The following is a 19981-nucleotide window of genomic DNA, read 5'->3' on the forward strand; positions in this document are numbered from 1 at the left end:
GCGGGTAACGCAGAATTGCTCTTTTGCCCAGGCGACCGGCCGTTTGTTCCGGTGCTCCATCGTGGTTATGCCCACTTCGTCGCCAGTTACACCGGATCCCTGTTTTCCCCTTCATCATAAAACAACCCGCGTTTAAAATCAACGGTTAATTTACATCACGTGTCCTGTTTCTCTAACCTGCCCCGCAGGATCAGAATTATCCCAGCTTATCCAAAAGCCGGTCCAATGCCGTCCGAATCTCGGCCGCAGCGATATTATAATCATCACGACTCCCACCAAATGGATCGGAGATGTCGAAACTAGGAATGCGTTGTCTGATCTCAATGGCTCGCTCACGCTCCGATGCCAGGATCTCTTGCCCAAGGGCACGTTTCATCTCCAGCGTTGCAAACAGGCTGTCCAACTCCTGAACATCTCTTAATACCTGCTCGTCGTCCTCCACATACTCTTTCAATGTATAGGTTTTGTGGACAGAGTCTGGAAATACCTGCATAACATGCTGCTTATGACTCCGTGTTAATGTAAGAACCAGGTCCGCCCAACCTACCAAGTTGGCGCTTAGTTGTGTGGAATGAGGTGGACCTTCAACGTTATGATCTCTCAGAACCGCTTCCGCATGACGGGAAATCGGCATACCCGACGTAGCTGCCACACCTGCGGAACGAACCTCTACCTGAATGCCGCGCTCCGATGCCAACTTTCGCAAAAGCCCCTCTGCCATGGGGCTGCGGCACGTATTGCCAGTACATACGAATAAAATATGTTTCATTGTGTTAGCCTCCCCATTTTACATATGATGCGAATGATAGGATATCTCAAGTTTTATTCTAAAATATAAACAAAAGTCCAAACGCAAGCAAGATTGCGCCACCAATGGCCTCACCATAATCCCCGAGATTCTGACTCACCCGACGGCCTAATAGCAGACCCATCACCGACATCACCCCGCCACAAAAGCCAAAAGCCAGTACGGTTAAGATCAGATCACTGCTAAACATCCCTAAGGAAACGCCAACGGAGAATGAATCCACACTTACGCTGAGGGAGAATAGTATAACGCCGAGCAGGGAACGGTGGTCCACCAGCTTGGTATCGCCTTCACGGAATGCATTCAGAATCATATGACCACCCAGCAGAACAAGTAATCCACCTGCTGCATACGTCGTAATGTCACCGAGCAGCGAGCTGACGTATTTGCCCATATACATACCGATGAGCGGCATGATGATATGAAATAGCGCCGTTACTGTACTGATTCGCAATACATCCCTCAGCCGAATGCCCTTCATGCCAATTCCGATCCCAAGTGAAAACGCATCGAGGCCAAGTGCAACTGCCATGATCAAAATGGTTACCAACTGCCCTACATGGGCAGACACATCCCACATCCCCATACCCCCAAGTCACGTAAAGGTTCTTGTACACGATATGCGGACAAGGACCTAAACATGACCGATGAAAGGTAAACGACGACGGATCTACTCCATCTCCATGATGCATAAGGCTAGATTGTAGGCAGGTGGATGCGATGTTTTAATTGATTTGTTTTGGAAAAGAGTGCGTAGCTCTCCTGACTGTATGATCAGGAGAGGTTAGGAGGGCTGTGGGTCGCCAACTTGGATGAGTTGGTTACCCGCCGCCTTGAGCAGCCGATTCATGACGGCTGCTCCCAGCCCTTCGCGTGAGCAGGCTTCAGCCACAATATATGTGGCGCCTTGCTCATCGCAGCTGCGTAGCGCGGCGTATAGCCTGCGCGCTGCTTCCTCCAGCTCGCTGGCGTCACCCAGCGAGAACACGGCATCGGCGCGATACTGCTCCGCGTGCTCGGCGAACGCCAGCACGGCGGTGCGCTCTCCACGCTGCGCCGCCTCTGCGAGGGCGGCGCAGGTCCAGGCCGCCACCGCTGCGGGCGGCCCCTCCACCACGCACAGCGCCCCTGCGGGTGCGTAGTGCGTGTACTTCATGCCCGGCGAGCGCGGCGCCGGGCTTCCCACGCCAACGGCCCCCTCCGCGAGTAGCGCGGGGTCCGTGGCGACACGGGCGGCAACGGCGGACAACTGTTCCGCCGTAATGCCGCCAGGGCGCAGGATGGTGACGGTACCGTCGTCACCGACCTGCACCACCGTGGACTCGACGCCCACCCCGGTGGGGCCGCCGTCCACGATGCCGCCGATGCGGCCATCCAGATCCTCGCGCACATGAGACGCGAGTGTCGGACTTGGCCGCCCGGAGCGGTTGGCGCTTGGCGCAGCCACAGGGCATGCCGCCGCCGCGATCAACTGCAAAGCCACCGGGTGGTCCGGCATGCGCACGGCCACCGTATCCAGACCGGCGGTGACACGCGGGGACACCGCCCCCGGCCTAACCGGCAGCACCAGCGTCAGCGGTCCCGGCCAGAAGGCCGCCATCAGCGCTTCCGCTGTCTCGTTCACTTCCGTGACCAGAGTGTCCAACTGGTCACGGTGCGCGATATGCACAATCAGTGGATTGTCGGAAGGTCTGCCTTTGGCGACAAATACAGCCTCCACGGCTGCCGTGCTACGCGCATCCGCACCCAGGCCGTAGACCGTTTCGGTCGGAAAGGCCACCGTCTGACCTTGACGAAAACAGGCTGCGGCAGCCTGCAAGTCGGCGAGCGCCCTTTGATGGGCGCTCCCCTTTTTCACATCCGCTAATTCAATATTACCCAATCCATGATCATTCTCATTGCTTAATAAAACGCGCACATCCCAATTGACTGTGACCATCTCTGCTGGAGTTCCCTTGTCATGAACCTCCATGTCATTTCCCATTTCAGAGGTGGATTGCACTTGCTCATTCTCTCTATTCATATATCCATCATTCCTAAACATCATAATAGGTTACTTGTGCACGTGAGAAATACACTTTAAACTCCATACACATCCTTGTTCACTTCGCTTCATACTCCATGTTCAATATAAGTAATTATAACATACCTGTCCCGCCTCGGATGCCCTTCATACTTCGCTCCACGCATGAGTCTCACTGTAGCTTCAACCCCAATTCATATCAAAAGGGCAGCTCCCTGAATTGAAGCCACCCACATCTATAGTATAAATCCGTTGTTATGCGAATAACCCAGTGACCCAACTCCATAGTTTCACAGCCATATCCCACAGAAAGAATCTCGCCTCCGGTGTCTCTCCCTGCACAGACGCCTCTGCATCTCCAGGTTCAGCCGCTGCGGCCGATACGTTTGAAGGTTTCGCCAGTGCATCCCCGGTCCCTGCATCAATGAAACACAGCGGCGGGAACAACACACACCACCAGTTCTGACCTTTGCCTTCGCCTAATGTAATCCGAACCGCTTCATAATCTCCAGCAGGATACACGGTGCCTCCATATAGCTTGGTTGGGAACGGAACCGAACCCAATTCCACCTGATACTCATACTTCAAACCGCGACTGGCCAACTCTTCTCCTACTCTATTTTCAATCTCGGACAAATGCTCACGAATGACATGGCGTGCTTCATCCAGACTTTGCGGATTCTCCAGTTCGGCTACCCACTCACCCATCTGAGCAACGACAGCATCCCGAATCTCGCGTTTCACCAATTGATCTCCCGGTGCATCCGAGTTTGCTAGAATACGCAAGCGAATCGATTGTTCAGGAATCGCTGTGGCCGCCACAGCTGCATCCGTTTTCTGACCTTCCCACATCATGATCATCATCATAAGACATACAATAATAAGTCCAATTTGCTTAACAATTCGTCTGTTCATTCCGTTCTCCCCCTCAGCTCTCTGATCACGCGACCTGCAACTCTCTCATGTCTATCAGTATGCCCGGGAGAGACGGAAGTAAACCTAGCATATACAATAAATCTACTAAATCGATTCTATGATATACATACGCTCACCAGTCATGTTAAAAAGGCTGATCCGCACCTGGTTACAGGACAAATCAACCTCGTTATCCTTATGAATCATGAACAATCACGTTAGTCGCTCCACCACTGTGCTTTTCATTAAACTATTTCAGCAGTTACACAGCACTTTTCTCTTTCTTGAGCATATTCCATAAACGTTCCGACAACCGCGGTTGCTGCTCCCCCATGAGAAGTTCATCCTCCTCTTCCTGTCCATATAACTTAATGCTCATGACCACCCCAATACAAGCCATGTTAATGAGCAGGGAGGTGCCCCCGTAACTGATGAATGGCAACGTAATCCCTGTGAGCGGCATCAGGCCGAGGAACGCCCCCACATTCTCAAACACCTGATACAACAACATTCCGATAATACCTACAATGATGACGGGTCCCGCGCGATCTCTGCAACTCAGAGCAATCCACACCATACGTTGAATCAGAATAAAGTACAACAGAATCAGTACGGATGCACCGACAAAGCCAAACTCCTCTGCGATCACGACAAAAATGGAATCCGAATACGTGTAAGGGACTCGACCGCTCTGAACGGATGTTCCTTGCAAATAACCTTTGCCGATGATGCCCCCTGAACCAATGGCTAATCCTGCATTTTTCGTATGCCAGGACGCTTTGGAGGTAGCCTTTTCCGGCACAAGCCAGGGATCAATTCGCTCCGCCCAATGCTCCCTTTTTATCTTTTCAAGAAAGGTGAATACTTCATCATGGTAGAACGTATAGGCTTTAACAAAACCAAAGAAGGTCACTCCCACAATCGTCAGTACAATTAATACGTGCTTCAGTCTCATATTTCCGATCCAGAATACCGCAGCCAGAATCACCACATACCCCAATGCATTGCCTAGATCATTCTGAGCCATAACCAGAGCAAATGGAATAAACGCCCAGCAGCCAATCGGCACAATATCTCTCCAAAATTGCAGCGTGCCTCGTTGTCTCTTCACAATTAAATGAGCAAGGAACAGAATCAGAATCATCTTGAACAGCTCTGCCGGTTGAAAAGAAAATTCCCCAAGCTTCAGCCAACCGTTGGCATTATTGATCGAACTGCCCAGGACATTAGCGAGGATCAGCAGTATAATTCCAAACCCATACAAATAAAACGCATATTTCACGTATATCTTGTAATTCACAAGCCCGATGACAAGCACCGCAATGAATCCAGCCACATAGAAATAAATCGTTTTGACATGGTGACTCGCCAGGTGAGCATCTGTTTGCGTTCCGCTGTAAATTGCAAATACACTAATAATCATGAGCAACAGCATGATGAAGAGAATCACACCATCCATCTTTTTCAACATTCTCAACATGACTCCGTCCATCCCCCTGAATCTAGCATTCTATGATTTCCAATTAAACTCAATATTTCCATTGTATATAATTGGATGATAAAATGGAAATCAGATTGCTTCAGGATGAATATCAAACAACTCAGTCGCCTGTCCCCCACTGTAAAAAATAAAAACCCGGAAACATTCATCCCTAAGTGAATAGGGCTGATCTGTTCCAGGGTTCTGTAGTTATATAAGTTAAACTAAGGATTATTTCCACTGACACTACGATAACAGAATAAACTTCCAATCGCTGTTATCCCAGATTTTTCAATTCCGAGAACGTTATTGTTCCTGCTGGGATGGCTTGCGTCTCAGCAATTTCATCACCAGATCGGTAATACTCGGTTGTTCCGCCGAGCCGAGAATATCCTCGTTTTCTTCCGTGTGAACCTTGATACTCATCACAATCCCCATACTGATCATGTTGAGCATAATGGAGGTACCGCCCGAACTGATAAATGGCAGCGTAATCCCTGTCAGTGGCATCAGACCAATGAATGGACCAATATTAACAAAGATCTGGTAGAGCAGCATCGCTATAATACCTACAATAAGATAAGGTCCGGCGCGATCCTTACACTCCAGTGCAATCAGCACCAGCCTGTGAATCAGGATAAAGTATAGGAGAAGCAATACCGAGGCACCGATGAAGCCAAACTCCTCCCCGATCTGTACAAAGATCGAGTCTGCATAGGCCAGCGGCACCCGATTCGACTGAATCGTTGTGCCCTCCAGATATCCTTTGCCCGTAATACCGCCAGAACCAATCGCAAGCTTCGCATTATACGTCTGCCAGAGTACATCCCTTGAGGTCAGTTCTGGTACAAGCCAGGGGTCAAAACGATCCGCCCAGTGCGAACGTCCAATGTCATTCAGAAATTTAACGATCTCATCATGATAATGAATATATGCTTGTGTACCGCCGATAAAAGTCGCCACAGCAATAATAAAACCAATGAGGGCATGCGTAAATTTAATGTTGCCGATCCACAATAGGCCCACAAGAATGACAACATAACTTAACGCATTTCCCAAGTCATTTTGAAGCAATACCAGTAGTAACGGCGGCAGAACACAGAGTGAGATCGGAATAACATCACGTCCGAAATAGAGCGGACGATTCTTCTTTCGGGCCAAAAAGGCTGATAAAAACACAATTAGACATAACTTGAACAACTCAGCAGGTTGCAAACTGACCCCGAAGATGGACAGCCAACCTTTTGCACCGTAATACTCTTTACCAAAAAACATTACGAAAATGAGCAGCAGCATACCCACGCCATAGATATATAAATAATTTTTGATTATAAATTTATAATTGATCATCGACATTCCAAAAAAGACGATGAATCCAAAAATATAAAAAATCACTGCACTTTTCGGGAGTCCCTCCAGCTTCGGACGACCAAACGTTGTACTGTAAATCGACAAAATACTGATAACCATCAGAATAACCAGTATAAACACGATAGAATAATCTATCTTTTTAAATTTGTGCAGCATGTAATTATGTTCCCCCAAGCATTCAGAAATCTTCGGTATATCTCATTGTAGAGGATTTCACGGCAAAAAGAAAACCCGCGGAACCTTACATTTTCGTCACCTGTTCCGAAGTACGAACACCCAGGACATGCCGCTCGATTCCGGCAAGGTCCGGTACAATGATAATTTCCGGCCAATGTCCCGCCGTTTCAAGTAGAGCCGCGATGTCGCGAGCCTGCCCCTGGCCCAGCTCAAAACCAATGATCTGCGGCGGTGCAGGCAGCAGCGCCAGCTGCTCCAGCATGATCCGGTACGGTGCAAGCCCGTCCGGACCGCCGTCCAGTGCCATGCGCGGCTCATGATCGCGCACCTCTTGCTGTAACCCGGCGATATCTGCCGCCGGGATGTATGGCGGGTTGGACACCAGGATGTCCACCTGTGCCCCGGCGAACGGGGCCAGCAGATCGCCTTCACGGAAGTCGATCTGTACCCCGTTCGCGGCCGCGTTCCGCGCGGCCACTTGCAGGGCAGCCGCCGAGAGATCCCCGGCGCCGACCTGCCAGCGCGGGCGCAGTGAAGCCATCGTCACCGCGATGGCACCACTGCCCGTGCCAATATCGACGGCGAGCGGAGCGCCGTCAGGAAACACGCGGTCGGCTTCGCGCAGCACAGCCTCGACCAACAGCTCGGTCTCCGGCCGCGGAATCAGCACGGCTGGCGTGACCTCGAACGGCAGCCCATAGAATTCCTGGCTGCCGATAATGTATTGCGCCGGCTCACCCGCAGCCTTGCGCGTGACGGCGTCCTCCCAGCGGCTGCGATGCTCGCTGGGAAAAGGCTCCGGCTGCATCATGTAGTACGCGGCGCCATAGACGCCGAGTACATGTTCCAGCAGCAGCAGGGCATTGTTTTGCGGCTCGTACACGCCGCACTTCTCCAAAAAAGAGGAAGCCTCCACGAAGGCTTCCCGACAGCTCTGTTCCGGCGTCATGACAAACTGCGCTCGGGTCACAGATTATTCTCCTCTATCCATCATTTCAGTCTGCTGAGCAATGGTCAGTGCAGACAGAATATCTTCAATCTCTCCGTTCATCACCTGATCCAGCTTGTGCATGGTCAGGCCGATCCGGTGATCCGTCACACGGCTTTGCGGGAAGTTGTACGTACGAATCCGCTCACTGCGGTCACCCGTTCCCACTTTGCTCTTCCGCTCAACAGAGATCTTTGCTTCCTCTTCCATACGTTTCATATCGAAGATACGTGTACGCAGAACCTGCAACGCTTTTTCCTTGTTGGAGTTCTGTGATTTTCCATCCTGACATGTCGCTACAATTCCCGTTGGAACGTGCGTTACCCGTACTGCGGATTTCGTGGTATTAACCGATTGTCCACCGGCACCACTGGAACAGAACGTATCCACACGGATGTCTTTATCATGAATTTCGATATCAAAATCTTCGGCTTCTGGCATAACCGCAACCGTTGAAGTTGACGTATGAATACGTCCGCCCGATTCAGTTGTAGGGATACGCTGCACACGGTGTGCGCCGCTTTCGTATTTCATTTTGCTGTAAGCACCACGTCCGTTGATCAGGAAAACAACCTCTTTGAATCCACCGAGATCATTCGTGTTAACGTCCATCAGCTCTACACGCCAGCCTTGTGTATCTGCATAACGTGTGTACATCCGATACAGATCTGCTGCAAACAACGCTGCTTCATCTCCACCAGCTGCCCCGCGAATCTCAACAATAACGTTCTTGTCGTCATTCGGATCTTTTGGCAGCATGAGTACACGAATCAATTCGTCCAGTTCCTTCTGGCGAGTACTCAGTTCTTCAATTTCCATTTTGACCATTTCACGCATCTCATCATCCAGTTTCTCACCCTGCATTTCCTTTGCAGCTTCGAGATCCTGACTTACCTGTTTGTATTCCGTGTACGCTTCATAAGTCGGTTGCAGATCGGATTGTTCTTTCGAGTATTCCCGCAGCTTTTTGTTGTCACTTGCCACATCCGGGTCACACAAAAGCTCGCTCAATTTATCATAACGGTCGGCTAACGCCTGTAATTTATCCAACATGTATAGTCACCTCACGCATTATTTTGTCCAAGCACAACACATTTTCGATACATATTTCAATTCAACGTTCATTACATCTATAATCTATATTCCACAACGCACAGGATTCTCAATGAATCCCCTGACCGCAGCATGTATTCATATTCATGTATGATCGACGTATAACATCGCTACAACGTCATCAAATCCTTTACTTTTAAAGTGATATCAAGAAATCGTGTACCCTGTATGAAACTCGCTTCGACTCATCGGTTACAGTGCGAATTTTAACGTGGTATACGACTCTTAATTATAGCATATTCTTATGGTTCTGAATAGTAACTGTTCCGCAAGCGGATGAACTATTTTTTGGTGCTGCAAGATACAAAATGAAATTGTTGTTCGATGTGGTTCCGAAATGATCCTACTGTGGTATAATACAAGTATAGCAAGTGTAAAATAAACAAAAGCCACGATGCGCTAACATCGTGACTTCTCCAACAAAGGCCGGTGGGCGACCACGGCGAATTTCAATCAAACGAATGAAAAACCACCGGATTGCAAGGCGACCAACCTAATCCCGGTGGTTTTTCTTGTTCCGCGCTGCTTTCCACGCACTGCATACGGCTATTAACCCCACTGCAATACTAATTAGCTTGTCGCTAATTTCTAGGAAATGCTGCACTACTGCAAGAAATGACACGGCGTCACCCCCTTTCGGGTAAGCATCACCGTATCGATTATCCACCGGTTACTTTGTCTCCTCTATTATACCATAATATTCCTATTCACATCTCTATCTCAGCAGTTGATTTTGATTATGAAAACAAAGAACCCGTTTCTCTTGGAAGACTACTCTCCGTTGCATCCTCATCTTCAGAGCTCTAAGTTAAAGACCCCACGAACTTCACGAAGAAGGTCGTAGGGTCATAATTTTAAGTCTACATATAAATGTGTAACAACTTAAACGTTGAAACGGAAGTGCATAACGTCGCCGTCATTTACAACGTACTCTTTACCTTCAAGACGAAGTTGTCCACGCTCTTTGGCACCGTTCATGGAACCTGCTGCCACCAGATCGTCATAAGAAACAACCTCTGCCCGGATGAATCCGCGCTCGAAGTCCGTGTGAATAACACCTGCTGCGCCTGGTGCTTTGGTACCCTTACGGATTGTCCAAGCACGAACTTCCTGCACACCTGCTGTGAAGTATGTGTACAGACCGAGCAATTTGTAAGCCGCTTTGATCAACAGGTTCAGACCGGAATCCTCGATACCGAGTTCTTCCAGGAACATTTGTTTATCTTCGCCTTCCAGCTCGGAGATCTCTTCTTCAACCTTCGCACTGATTGGCACTACTTCTGCGTTTTCAGCAGCTGCGAATTCTCTTACTTTTTGCACGTAAGCATTGTTCGCCACGTCGCCGATTTCATCCTCAGCTACATTGGCTGCGTACAGAACAGGCTTCAGGGTAAGCAAGTGCAGATCTCGTATAATCAAAAGCTCGTCATCTGTAAGTTCCATGCTGCGTGCTGGCTTGTCATCGTATAGAACAGCCTTCACTCTCTCCAACACTTCTACTTCTTGAGAGGCAGTCTTGTTGCCGCCCTTCATGTTTTTCTTGGAGCGATCGATTTTCTTCTCAACACTCTCGATATCGGCCAGGATCAGCTCCAGATTGATGGTCTGGATGTCGCTTACCGGGTCAATTTTGCCATCGACGTGTGTAATGTTCTCATCTACAAAGCAACGTACCACGTGTACAATCGCGTCTACTTCACGGATGTGGGCAAGGAACTTGTTACCAAGACCTTCGCCTTTGCTCGCACCGCGAACCAGACCCGCGATATCTACAAACTCAAACGCCGTTGGTACTGTTTTCTTAGGGACAACGAGTTCTGTCAGTTTGTCCAAACGCTCATCGGGTACTTCAACGATCCCCACGTTAGGGTCAATTGTACAGAACGGATAGTTTGCCGATTCGGCACCTGCTTGTGTAATTGCATTAAACAATGTAGATTTACCAACGTTAGGCAAACCCACGATTCCAGCTTTCAAAGCCATGTATATGACAACTCCTCATTGATTACTTGTTCGGTATGGATAATCCTATACATTATATATGACAAACCTCAAGGCATCAAGGAACTTCGCCAATTCGACCAGCGTCCCATCCGCTATTGGTTTACCCTTTGATTTCCTTGTACATCGTTAGATCCGTTACTTCATATCCCATCTTGCGATAAAGGCTACTCGCTCGCACATTATGTCCAAACACATGCAGGCCAATGCGATCCACGCCAAGACTCAAGGCCGTCTGTTCAAGCGCCTCCATCGTCTCTGTTCCATACCCTTTACCGCGGTGTGCTTCTTCAACCACAATGTCTAGCAAAAATGCATCTTTGCCACGACGATTATCCGTGATGTTAAACCAGATATACCCGACATTTCCGTCCACAGGATGCACTAGATTGTAGAGATATGCTCCGGGTGTATTCAAACCTTCTGGCAGATAACGTTGATAAGATTCCTCGGCCAGTTGCTGCGCCTCTTCCTCCGCCCAAGTGCCTGCTTCTACTTTTTCCTGTGCAAAATCCTTAATCGATCGAATGCAAAAACTCGCATAATCTTCCTGATTCATTGGAGAAAGTTCCATTTATTCCCCTCCTTATTTTGAGTGATCTTCATTATGTAGGATCCCTGTGCAGTCCTTATTGCACTGCTAGTATCTTATTGTATCCTGTTCTCCCGCTTGGCGCATGAAGTAATTCTGACGATTTGAATTCCAATTTCATATGTATCCATTTTATCTATAACTTTTGATCTTCTCCCATCGTTTATACCTCATAGGAAAGGAGTGCATTATCTTGTACACACATCGCCGATTCTCCAAAAAGAAAATCATTATCTTGTCCGCCATCGTACTCGTCATAGGTATCGTCGCCTTTAAGAGCTTGCTGAATGCAGTCGATCCCTATCGCCACTTGAGAATCACAATCCACAATCAGTCTGACTATAACCTCACCAATATTCAGACTAACTTAGCCCAAGGCGACTCGTATAATACCAACGAGAGTGGCTCCACCTACGTATTCAAAAAGGATATTCCCAGCGGAGCAAAAGTGAAATTCGCCCCACAGCTGAAACTTTCCGGAGAGGGCACTGTCTCTTTAGAGTTTACAGACAGCCGCGGTAAAACCTATAACAAAATGGTTTGCGGTTATACGGAATACTTGTCTGGTAACTCCTACGTTACTGTAACCAATGAGAATGTCACTGTGAAAGAGGAATGTATGTAAAGGGTATATCAGTCATTCATCAAAAAAACATGCAATCTCCCTCTTGAGAAGATTGCATGTTAGGGTATTATTTTATTTCAACATCGTTTACCACAGTTATAAGTTTGTAAAAAAAACTTTAACGGGCATTTACTTCTTGCTATGCAATAGGTTATAGATTATCATTGCAGCCTCCTGTCGGGTTAGCTGCTTTTTAGGCATAAACTTCCGATCGGGATATCCTTTCATAACAGATTCTTGAGATACAAGACCGATACTATTTCTAGCCCAATTGGAGATCATGTGATTATCATCGTAAAGTGTGAATGATGATAATACATAACCTTGTTTCTTCATTACGTTCTCAATCATACTTGATGCTTCTTCTCTTGTAACATGCACATTCGGTCTAAGCGTACCATCATTGAATCCTTTAAGTATACCTTGTTGTAATGCGGGAGTTATCTCCGAATAGTACCACGAGTTAGATTGAACATCGTTAAATTCGTTAATATAAGGAACTACAGAATTATATCCAAGGGTACGTTGTAAGAAGATTGCAAATTCCGCTCTCGTCACTTTTTGATGTCCACCAAACGAACCATCGGAATAGCCTTTGACAATTCCTTTCTGCGCCAAGTATATAATAGCTTCCTTCGCATAACTCTTTTCTATATCTTTAAAAGTAACATTGGTTGGATTTTTCACTTCTCCCTTGGAACCCACAACTTGAGTATCAATCGTAATGCTGCCATTCCCGACCCCCGTATTTATACCAGAATCCGGGATATTATTTACATTTTGATAGCCAGGATTAGGATAATTATATCCATATACCGTCGCACCACTTCCATCTGCGGGAGTTGTTACAGCAACCGTTTGCCTGCCAATGACTTCTTCTGATCCATCAGGTCTGACACGAACAGCGATGATATTATACTCATAATATTTACTCCGTTCAACGCCCGTTTCGCTAAATTGTAACTTACCATTCACAGCAGTCACGATACCCTCATCACGCATTTCTCCAGTAGCCGTATTAACATACGTCTTACGGTAAACACCGTTTCCTAGAGGTTCGTACTTCGTTTGTGGATTACGTTCAACGTAATGAACCGCTCCTTCAATAGGTTGATATTCAAAGGCAATCGTTGCGTTCGAGGCATTCATTGGAGACACATTCATCGATTGAGGTATGCCCGCCGTCTGCACTTCGATTATACTAGATTCAACCTTCCCGTATTTGTTACTCGCTACAACCCGGTAGGTATATGTTCTTCCCGGCTGGAGGGTGTACGCAATCATCGTATTCGAACGACCTGACCAGACTTTATTAACTTGATCCTGGTAGATCTCATACTGGGTTGCGCCCTCCACCAGATTCCATTGCAGGTCCACTCTATTATCGTACACTCGATTGACTCTTATGTTAATTTGGCCTTTCGGTGCCTCGTTCTCAGTCACGTTAGGAATTTTCACACTTTTAACTGCAGCTGAACCTTCGTTGTCTCCATCCCTGCCAAACACTTTATAGATGTATGTGGTGTCAGGTGTTACATTTACATCCTCGTATAAAGTTGACTTGGTTACCGCCAAAAGCTGATCATTACGGGTGATCACATACTCTACTGCATAGTCTACCTTACTCCACGTAAGTCTAACCTTGGTGGAATCCAGTGCTTCAGCTCGGAAATCTGGTGGATATGATATAAAATTTCTAATTCCGATTGTAAATTTCGCTTCTTCACTGTAAACATCGCCTTTGCGAGCTACTAATGTATACTTAGTGATCGAATTAAAATTCACACCTTCATGCACATATTCTAAAAGCGGACCCTCATATAGAACTTCAGAACCACGCTTGAGAATATATTGTTCTGCACCTTCCACTGCATGCCACTGCAATCGAATCGCATTATTACCCACAGCACTCGACTGTGAGTATCTAGGACTATCTAGTTTCGTGATCACAGGTTCCCCATCAGCTAGAGTCGGAATAACGTAAGGATCTTCAGGGGTTCCCTGTCCTTTAAATTCACCATTATATTTTAAGAAGGCTTTGTATTTGAAATTCTGTACCGAGCTGCCTGCTGGAACAAAGTTTATATGATTATTTGGGAATGCATCAGATCCAGTAGCTATCTCCGTAAATACAGGCCCCTTATTTCCAGATTTCGCATTTTCATAAGTATAAGGGTTAACCAAAGCCAGACTGGATATCATCTGGTTCGGACGTTTAAGATCACTTAGAACAATCCCTCTATATTTCTCTAGATCCTCCTTGGTAACGATCCCTACAGGAGATGAATAACCATTAACGTACTCCCCGTTATCAAATGTATTGACATACCACCATTGCGATTGGAAAGGAGATTGCTTGTCTTCTTTTATTTTGTTTAATTCATAGCCCACACTATCTGCGAACTTGGAGGACATGTCTACTCTCCATCTAGCACTATCACCTTGTGTATCAATATATTTCGAAACGGTATTTTGAGAGATTATGGTTTGATTGTCCACAAGATACCACTTACCGTATTGCTTAAGATCAACGACGGCGCCAAATCCTGCCTTGGAATCTCCTAAAGTATAAGCATCCTGTACAGGAGGCGTGATTATAAACTCTAATGAACGTTGAGTGGAGTCTATCGGATTCGTCCAAGCTAACCTAATTACATTTTTCTCACCTTGCGTCAAACCATTAATGAGAGCACTTGAACTGGATTGGCTCTTCAGATCAGTATTTTTCACATCATTGACGTACACCTCTGCCTGTATGACTGCATCTAGCTTGTAAAACAGACTGATCGCATTGCCATTCACAAGCCCCCAGTTCACATAAGCAAAGCCACCATTAACAATCTCTAATTCACCTGAAATTTTCCCCGTAAAATCAAGTCTACCCGCATCATCGTAGATTGGCGCAGGTCCCTTCAATCTAACGAAGAGTAACTCTTGTTCTCCATATTTTTCCCCGTCATATGCGAGAACTCCGATCCTGTATGTTTCATCTGGTGAAACTCTTGTTATTGTGTACGTTCTTATATTTTTATCCATAGCAACTTCTCGATTGACAGTAACAGCATATTTAGTTGCTCCGGGAACTTCATCCCAAGACACCGTTATGGAGTTTTCCGTTGTGGTTACCGTTACGTTAGGTTTCGGCAAATATGACGTAGTATTGGTATCACTTATTGTTTCAATTGATGCAGACATACTAGTAGTCTTGGAATTATACGAGTCTATGAAGTTATCATTCGACTTGGAAGACTCCTTAGTTATTCTATCTATACGAGGCTCATAATTCGCATGAGCTACGTCTGTCCCTCCTCCTGAAATTAGTAGATTAACTAACAATAAGTTAATAACTAGCATGAAAATTAATAGGCTTTTGAACTTCATGTTATGTATCACCTCTTAGAATTTGTCGTAAATCAATCCATCCTTCCCTTAATTACAAGTGAGTCTTTTTACCTAAAAAAGTCATTAAAAACCATTCCTTAAGACTCATCAATCATAATGTGTAATGTATTAACAAACAATAAAAAATTTTACTCTGAATTAAATCTTCATCTTGTTATGCATGACAAAAAAGCATGCCGTTAATTATCGTCGACATGCTCAAAGTAATACACCAATATTAATTAATTGACTTACCGCAGTTAAAAGCTGAAGGGCCCAATCCGATCCATAAACCGTTCCACGTTTCCCTCACAGTCTAACGAACCTGAGAGACACTATTCAGCCCTTTTCATACGTTTTGAGAATCTAACGAACCATAGACTCGTTATTTACTCTTTCATTGGCGTCATCTGCTGTAAATCGCTGTTTTCTATCCCATTAACGTGTGTAGGATTCGTTAGATTCCCAACTAACGCCTGAATCGCCAAATAAGGTGTTACAGGTTCGTTAGCGAACGTTGCTCCATCAGACCCAGCGAATACGCCGCTTACAAGTCAGACTGTTCAGCAAGACGCCATGTCTAGTTTTATTCTACCGCCGCTTCACCAGCCGCTCCGTCTGTTTCAAATCTTCAATCCGACCTGCGCCAATGCCGAACATCACGGTACGCAACTCGAATTCGACCTGTTCCAACCGCTCATTCAGCGCATCATCCGAAGCGACCGCGGATTCGAGTAGAGATCGGCCAAAACCAGCCAAGTCCGCACCGAGCGCGAGGGCTTTGGCCGCATCTACCCCCGTGTAAAGTCCGCCACTGCCAATCAGAGCACCCGCCGGATTCAGCGCTCGCACTTCCTGAATACACTCCGCTGTCGGAATGCCCCAGTCGGCAAAAGCTTCCGCAGCCGCCCGGCGTACCGGGTTGTTGTTACGGTATTTCTCTACCTGCACCCAGCTTGTACCACCAGCACCAGCTACATCGATAAACGCCACACCTGCTTCATATAAGCGTTGAGCCGTCACGCCATCGATGCCAAAACCGACTTCTTTTACGCCAACAGGCACGTCTAACTCACGACACAAGTTCTCAATCCGGTGAAATAATCCGCTGAAGTTCGTATTACCTTCCGGCTGGAAAACTTCCTGCAACGTGTTCAGATGAAGCACGAGCATGTCCGCACCCGCAATATCTACGGCACGCTGGAAGTCAGCCGTGGTGAAGCCATAGTTCAGCTGCACCGCGCCCAGGTTGGCTATGACCGGGATGTCCGGTGCCCAGCGCCGCACATCGAAGGTACTTGCCAGTTCCGGCTGTTCCACGGCAGCCCGGATCGAACCTACGCCGAGCGCCCAGCCTCTGGCGTTCGCTACTCGGGCGAGGCGCTCATTGATGGCGCCCGTTGTTTTGCTTCCACCCGTCATCGAACTGATGAGCAAGGGTGTACGTACTTTTTTGCCAAGAAACGAAGTCTCCAGATGCACCTCTGCAAAATCCAGCTCCGGCAGTGGGTGATGACGAAACGCATACCGCTCCATACCGCTGGTTACCCCTTCTCCTGCCACATTCTCCTCAAGACAGAGGCGCACGTGTTCCAGCTTCCGTTCTCCCGTAGCCACTTCGGGAAGCAGCCGTTCGCCGGCTCGCTCTTGTTCATTCATGATGAGACCTCCTATGTGAGAATCGTGCGGATCGACAGGATAACCTGCCCGTTCCTTGCTTCTATGTATAGATGTCTTATGCAAAAGACAAAAACATTTATCTAAATAAGCATTGCAGCATAACTCTATCCAGTATAACGTTCCAATCCAGCTATGGAAAGGATGCTCCGAAACCAAATGTCTCACATAAATCTCGGAGCACCACTATCTTTTATGCCTTCTTATCTCAAGATTTCCGATGCCAACTGCTCACCAACAAGCTGCCCGGATAAGGTCACAATCGGGGTTCCGCCGCCTGGATGTGTTGTACCGCCGACGTACCAGAGTCCTTGGACATCTTTGCTTCGGTTACCTGGTCGCATGAAGGTCTGCTTCACCGAGTTGGACGAAATGCCATAGATCGAGCCTCGATGCGCCAACGTATCCCGTTCGATATCTCGCGGCGTGTATCGGATCAACACATCGGATTGGTTCAACCCGGTAATTCCCCGCGCTGCCAATTGTTCCAGTACAAACGCTCCGTAACGTTCCGTCTGCTGCTCCCAATTCCACGAATCCGACAAGTAGGAGGCATTAACCAGAATGAACAGATTACTGGCTCCCGCTGGGGCCATGCCCGCTTCGGAATAACCGGAATAACAGATATAGATCGTGGGATCTTCGGGCATTTTACGGTCACGGAAAATATGGTCGAACTCCGGTTCATACCGCTCTGGGAAAAAGACCGTATGGTGCAGCAGTGCATCATATTGCTTTTGCACACCTGCCAGCGTCACAAATCCCGAGATGGATGGCTCATACTTCCGTATGCGGGCATCACTCATCTCTTTTCGGTGTTCCGGTGCCAGCAGTAGTCGATTCACGCTAAGCACATCTCCATTGGCAACCACCTGATCGGCTTCACGGAAGCCTTGATTCGTATCCACGCCTGCCACTGCGCCATTCCGAACAACAATCTGCCGCACCTCTATGCCCGTAATGATCTGTACACCTTTTTCCTGTGCCAGCCGAGTCATGCCCTCGATCAGTTGATAGGTTCCTCCTTTGACCCCGTAGATGCCCACCTCTGCTTCCACATGACCCATCATGGCAAAGATCGAAGGAGACTGATACGGCGATGATCCCACATAGGTTGCGTACCGCCCGAACATAGCGAGTGTATGCGGATGCCGGAAATACGAACGCAACAACTTATCCAGCTTCACCGTTGGCCTCACGCGGAGCAGGCTGCGCAGCATCTGAAGATTGTATTTGTCAGAAGGAGACAGCAACAACTTACCCAGAAAATGACGATTGGCTTCCGCATACAGTGCGGCAGACTCATCCATAAACGCATCATAACGAGCCGCATCCTCCGGACTGTACGCCGCGATCTGCTCCTTCATCCACCCGCGATTACCTGACAAATCGACCACTGTGCCATCTGCAAATATATTACGCGTACGCGGCTCCAACTCATATAGCTGTACGTAATCTTCCATTGTTACACCTGCATGATCGAAGACGGAACGAAAGGTGGATGGCATCGTGATCGTGCTCGGTCCCCGATCAAAATGATAACCGTCTCGCTCAATCTGCTGCAGCTTACCACCTACATGATCCTGCCGTTCCAGAATGGTCACCTGCACACCTTGTGAAGCAAGTCGGATCGCACACGATAGACCTCCGAATCCTGCACCGATAATGATGACGTTACCTCTCAACTGTACCGCCTACCTTTCCATACATACCCCTTGCCGGAGCGACCCGCCTGCCAGGAAGCAAATCCAATGGCAATGACACATGCCATGCTAACTGGTTGCAAAAGTGCAAGCCAGCAAGGTTGTCCGCCAGCATGATCCGCTACTCTTTTCACAGCCATACCCAGTAATGTTCCTATCAATCCATACAGAATGGACATCGAACTACCTGTCATGAGTCCAAAAATTAATCCCAGCGGAGGCACAATATACATCAGCGTATACATCAACATCGTGCCAAGCAGCAGTACGTCTTTGCGACCCATACCTTCGTACATGTTTTTCTTGTATCCATTCCATACTTCTGCACCGTTCTGATACATGCGGGTATTCGTTACGTCATGCACGTCTGTCAGCATCACCGGATGACCTGCACGCTTGACCGCTTTGGCTAGACTCATGTCATCTACCAGATGGGCCTGAATGGCAGCATGACCACCGGATGCTTCGTAACTGGAGCGATGAATCAGCAAAAAAGCCCCCGTAGCGGCCACAAACATCGGACTGGATGATCTGCGGATCATGAAAATGGGCAGATGACTGATGATGGTGAAGACCATCATCGGTACAACAAGCTTTTCCATCCAAGTCTTCGTTACCTGATAAGGAAAACCGGTTACCAGACCACCGCTCTGCTCACACCCTGCCGCAAGAGTCTGCCGAATGGCACTTGGCTCCAGACGCACATCCGCATCCACGAACATATACCACTCTCCCTCGGCCTCCTGAACCAACCTGTGACACGCATGGGATTTCCCCATCCAGCCCTCGGGTAGATCGACACCATGCAGCAGACGCACACGCGCATCACGATCGGCAATCGCCTGAACCATGGCCGCTGTCTCATCTTCGGAGCGATCATCCAGCACCAGCACTTCCATCCGGAATCCCGATGTGTCACTCGCGAGTACACTTTCCAGACATCCTTCGATATGTAGTCTTTCATTTCTGGCCGGAATCAGCACCGAGACCAGCAGGTCCGGTGGTTGTATCTTATCTGCTCGGAATGAACGTACTTTGGGCAGACAGGAGACGTTCCATAGAGCGAACAACAGTTGTATTCCCAATATGCTTGTCAGCACAATCCAGAAGGTTTCAGATGCACTCAT

General features: G+C 47.8%; 16 protein-coding genes and 1 riboswitch. Of the genes, 1 reads left to right on the forward strand and 15 read right to left on the reverse strand.

Going from position 1 to position 19981, the window contains the following annotated elements:
• Nucleotides 1-18: 18 nt before the first annotated feature.
• Nucleotides 19-100, reverse strand: a riboswitch (ZMP/ZTP riboswitch).
• A gap of 96 nt (nt 101-196) precedes the next feature.
• From MKY85_RS27200 to MKY85_RS27250, 11 genes are all read right to left on the reverse strand, one after another.
• Nucleotides 197-769, reverse strand: coding sequence for a low molecular weight protein arginine phosphatase (locus MKY85_RS27200; RefSeq protein WP_339238201.1), 573 nt, complete (start codon nt 767-769; stop codon nt 197-199).
• A 58-nt stretch (nt 770-827) separates the two neighbouring features.
• Nucleotides 828-1388 (reverse strand): manganese efflux pump MntP family protein, encoded by a 561-nt coding sequence (locus MKY85_RS27205; RefSeq protein WP_339238203.1) that lies wholly within the window; start codon nt 1386-1388, stop codon nt 828-830.
• A gap of 204 nt (nt 1389-1592) precedes the next feature.
• Nucleotides 1593-2831 carry an L-threonylcarbamoyladenylate synthase gene (locus MKY85_RS27210; RefSeq protein WP_342571211.1) on the reverse strand — a complete coding sequence of 413 codons (1239 nt, stop codon included), beginning with the start codon at nt 2829-2831 and terminating at the stop codon, nt 1593-1595.
• A 255-nt stretch (nt 2832-3086) separates the two neighbouring features.
• On the reverse strand, nt 3087-3746 hold the full coding sequence (spoIIR, locus tag MKY85_RS27215) for a stage II sporulation protein R (protein ID WP_339238207.1): 660 nt from the start codon (nt 3744-3746) through the stop codon (nt 3087-3089).
• Between the two features lie 262 nt (nt 3747-4008).
• Nucleotides 4009-5226, reverse strand: coding sequence for an FtsW/RodA/SpoVE family cell cycle protein (locus tag MKY85_RS27220; RefSeq protein WP_339238209.1), 1218 nt, complete (start codon nt 5224-5226; stop codon nt 4009-4011).
• Nucleotides 5227-5532: 306 nt separating this feature from the next.
• A complete protein-coding gene (locus tag MKY85_RS27225; protein WP_339238211.1) occupies nt 5533-6753 on the reverse strand; it encodes an FtsW/RodA/SpoVE family cell cycle protein in 1221 nt (406 codons plus the stop codon).
• A gap of 85 nt (nt 6754-6838) precedes the next feature.
• The gene (gene prmC / locus MKY85_RS27230; protein ID WP_342573488.1) at nt 6839-7723 is read right to left on the reverse strand and encodes a peptide chain release factor N(5)-glutamine methyltransferase; all 885 of its coding nucleotides are present in this window, start codon (nt 7721-7723) and stop codon (nt 6839-6841) included.
• A gap of 24 nt (nt 7724-7747) precedes the next feature.
• Nucleotides 7748-8815 carry a peptide chain release factor 1 gene (gene prfA / locus MKY85_RS27235; RefSeq protein ID WP_342571212.1) on the reverse strand — a complete coding sequence of 356 codons (1068 nt, stop codon included), beginning with the start codon at nt 8813-8815 and terminating at the stop codon, nt 7748-7750.
• Between the two features lie 553 nt (nt 8816-9368).
• Nucleotides 9369-9497: a hypothetical protein gene (locus tag MKY85_RS27240; protein ID WP_301290198.1), complete on the reverse strand. Its 129-nt coding sequence runs from the start codon at nt 9495-9497 to the stop codon at nt 9369-9371.
• A 260-nt stretch (nt 9498-9757) separates the two neighbouring features.
• Nucleotides 9758-10858 (reverse strand): redox-regulated ATPase YchF, encoded by a 1101-nt coding sequence (gene ychF, locus MKY85_RS27245; RefSeq protein WP_062836948.1) that lies wholly within the window; start codon nt 10856-10858, stop codon nt 9758-9760.
• Nucleotides 10859-10979: 121 nt separating this feature from the next.
• A complete protein-coding gene (locus MKY85_RS27250; RefSeq protein ID WP_342571213.1) occupies nt 10980-11450 on the reverse strand; it encodes a GNAT family N-acetyltransferase in 471 nt (156 codons plus the stop codon).
• Nucleotides 11451-11661: 211 nt separating this feature from the next.
• On the opposite strand from MKY85_RS27250, the gene MKY85_RS27255 reads away from it, so the two are divergent.
• On the forward strand, nt 11662-12093 hold the full coding sequence (locus MKY85_RS27255) for a hypothetical protein (protein ID WP_342571214.1): 432 nt from the start codon (nt 11662-11664) through the stop codon (nt 12091-12093).
• Between the two features lie 129 nt (nt 12094-12222).
• Here the strand turns inward: MKY85_RS27255 and MKY85_RS27260 are convergent, their stop codons facing one another.
• From MKY85_RS27260 to MKY85_RS27275, 4 genes are all read right to left on the reverse strand, one after another.
• Nucleotides 12223-15474: an S-layer homology domain-containing protein gene (locus tag MKY85_RS27260; protein ID WP_342571215.1), complete on the reverse strand. Its 3252-nt coding sequence runs from the start codon at nt 15472-15474 to the stop codon at nt 12223-12225.
• A gap of 591 nt (nt 15475-16065) precedes the next feature.
• Nucleotides 16066-17133 carry a type 2 isopentenyl-diphosphate Delta-isomerase gene (gene fni / locus MKY85_RS27265; RefSeq protein ID WP_342571216.1) on the reverse strand — a complete coding sequence of 356 codons (1068 nt, stop codon included), beginning with the start codon at nt 17131-17133 and terminating at the stop codon, nt 16066-16068.
• A 221-nt stretch (nt 17134-17354) separates the two neighbouring features.
• Nucleotides 17355-18836 (reverse strand): phytoene desaturase family protein, encoded by a 1482-nt coding sequence (gene crtI, locus MKY85_RS27270; RefSeq protein ID WP_342571217.1) that lies wholly within the window; start codon nt 18834-18836, stop codon nt 17355-17357.
• Complete coding sequence (locus MKY85_RS27275; protein WP_342571218.1) at nt 18833-19981, reverse strand: glycosyltransferase family 2 protein; 1149 nt, start codon at nt 19979-19981, stop codon at nt 18833-18835. The genes crtI and MKY85_RS27275 overlap by 4 nt, the downstream gene beginning before the upstream one ends.

It is taken from the genome of Paenibacillus sp. FSL R5-0749 (assembly GCF_038595085.1).
In the GTDB taxonomy this organism is placed as follows: domain Bacteria; phylum Bacillota; class Bacilli; order Paenibacillales; family Paenibacillaceae; genus Paenibacillus.

Excerpts from the sequence above, each read along its gene's own strand:
- MKY85_RS27200 (WP_339238201.1), bottom strand. The coding sequence starts at position 769 with ATGAAACATATTTTATTCGTATGTACTGGCAATACGTGCCGCAGCCCC.
- MKY85_RS27205 (WP_339238203.1), bottom strand. The coding sequence starts at position 1,388 with ATGTGGGATGTGTCTGCCCATGTAGGGCAGTTGGTAACCATTTTGATC.
- MKY85_RS27210 (WP_342571211.1), bottom strand. The coding sequence starts at position 2,831 with ATGAATAGAGAGAATGAGCAAGTGCAATCCACCTCTGAAATGGGAAAT.
- spoIIR (WP_339238207.1), bottom strand. The coding sequence starts at position 3,746 with ATGAACAGACGAATTGTTAAGCAAATTGGACTTATTATTGTATGTCTT.
- MKY85_RS27220 (WP_339238209.1), bottom strand. The coding sequence starts at position 5,226 with ATGTTGAGAATGTTGAAAAAGATGGATGGTGTGATTCTCTTCATCATG.
- MKY85_RS27225 (WP_339238211.1), bottom strand. The coding sequence starts at position 6,753 with ATGCTGCACAAATTTAAAAAGATAGATTATTCTATCGTGTTTATACTG.
- prmC (WP_342573488.1), bottom strand. The coding sequence starts at position 7,723 with ATGACGCCGGAACAGAGCTGTCGGGAAGCCTTCGTGGAGGCTTCCTCT.
- prfA (WP_342571212.1), bottom strand. The coding sequence starts at position 8,815 with ATGTTGGATAAATTACAGGCGTTAGCCGACCGTTATGATAAATTGAGC.
- ychF (WP_062836948.1), bottom strand. The coding sequence starts at position 10,858 with ATGGCTTTGAAAGCTGGAATCGTGGGTTTGCCTAACGTTGGTAAATCT.
- MKY85_RS27250 (WP_342571213.1), bottom strand. The coding sequence starts at position 11,450 with ATGGAACTTTCTCCAATGAATCAGGAAGATTATGCGAGTTTTTGCATT.
- MKY85_RS27260 (WP_342571215.1), bottom strand. The coding sequence starts at position 15,474 with ATGAAGTTCAAAAGCCTATTAATTTTCATGCTAGTTATTAACTTATTG.
- fni (WP_342571216.1), bottom strand. The coding sequence starts at position 17,133 with ATGAATGAACAAGAGCGAGCCGGCGAACGGCTGCTTCCCGAAGTGGCT.
- MKY85_RS27275 (WP_342571218.1), bottom strand. The coding sequence starts at position 19,981 with ATGAGTGCATCTGAAACCTTCTGGATTGTGCTGACAAGCATATTGGGA.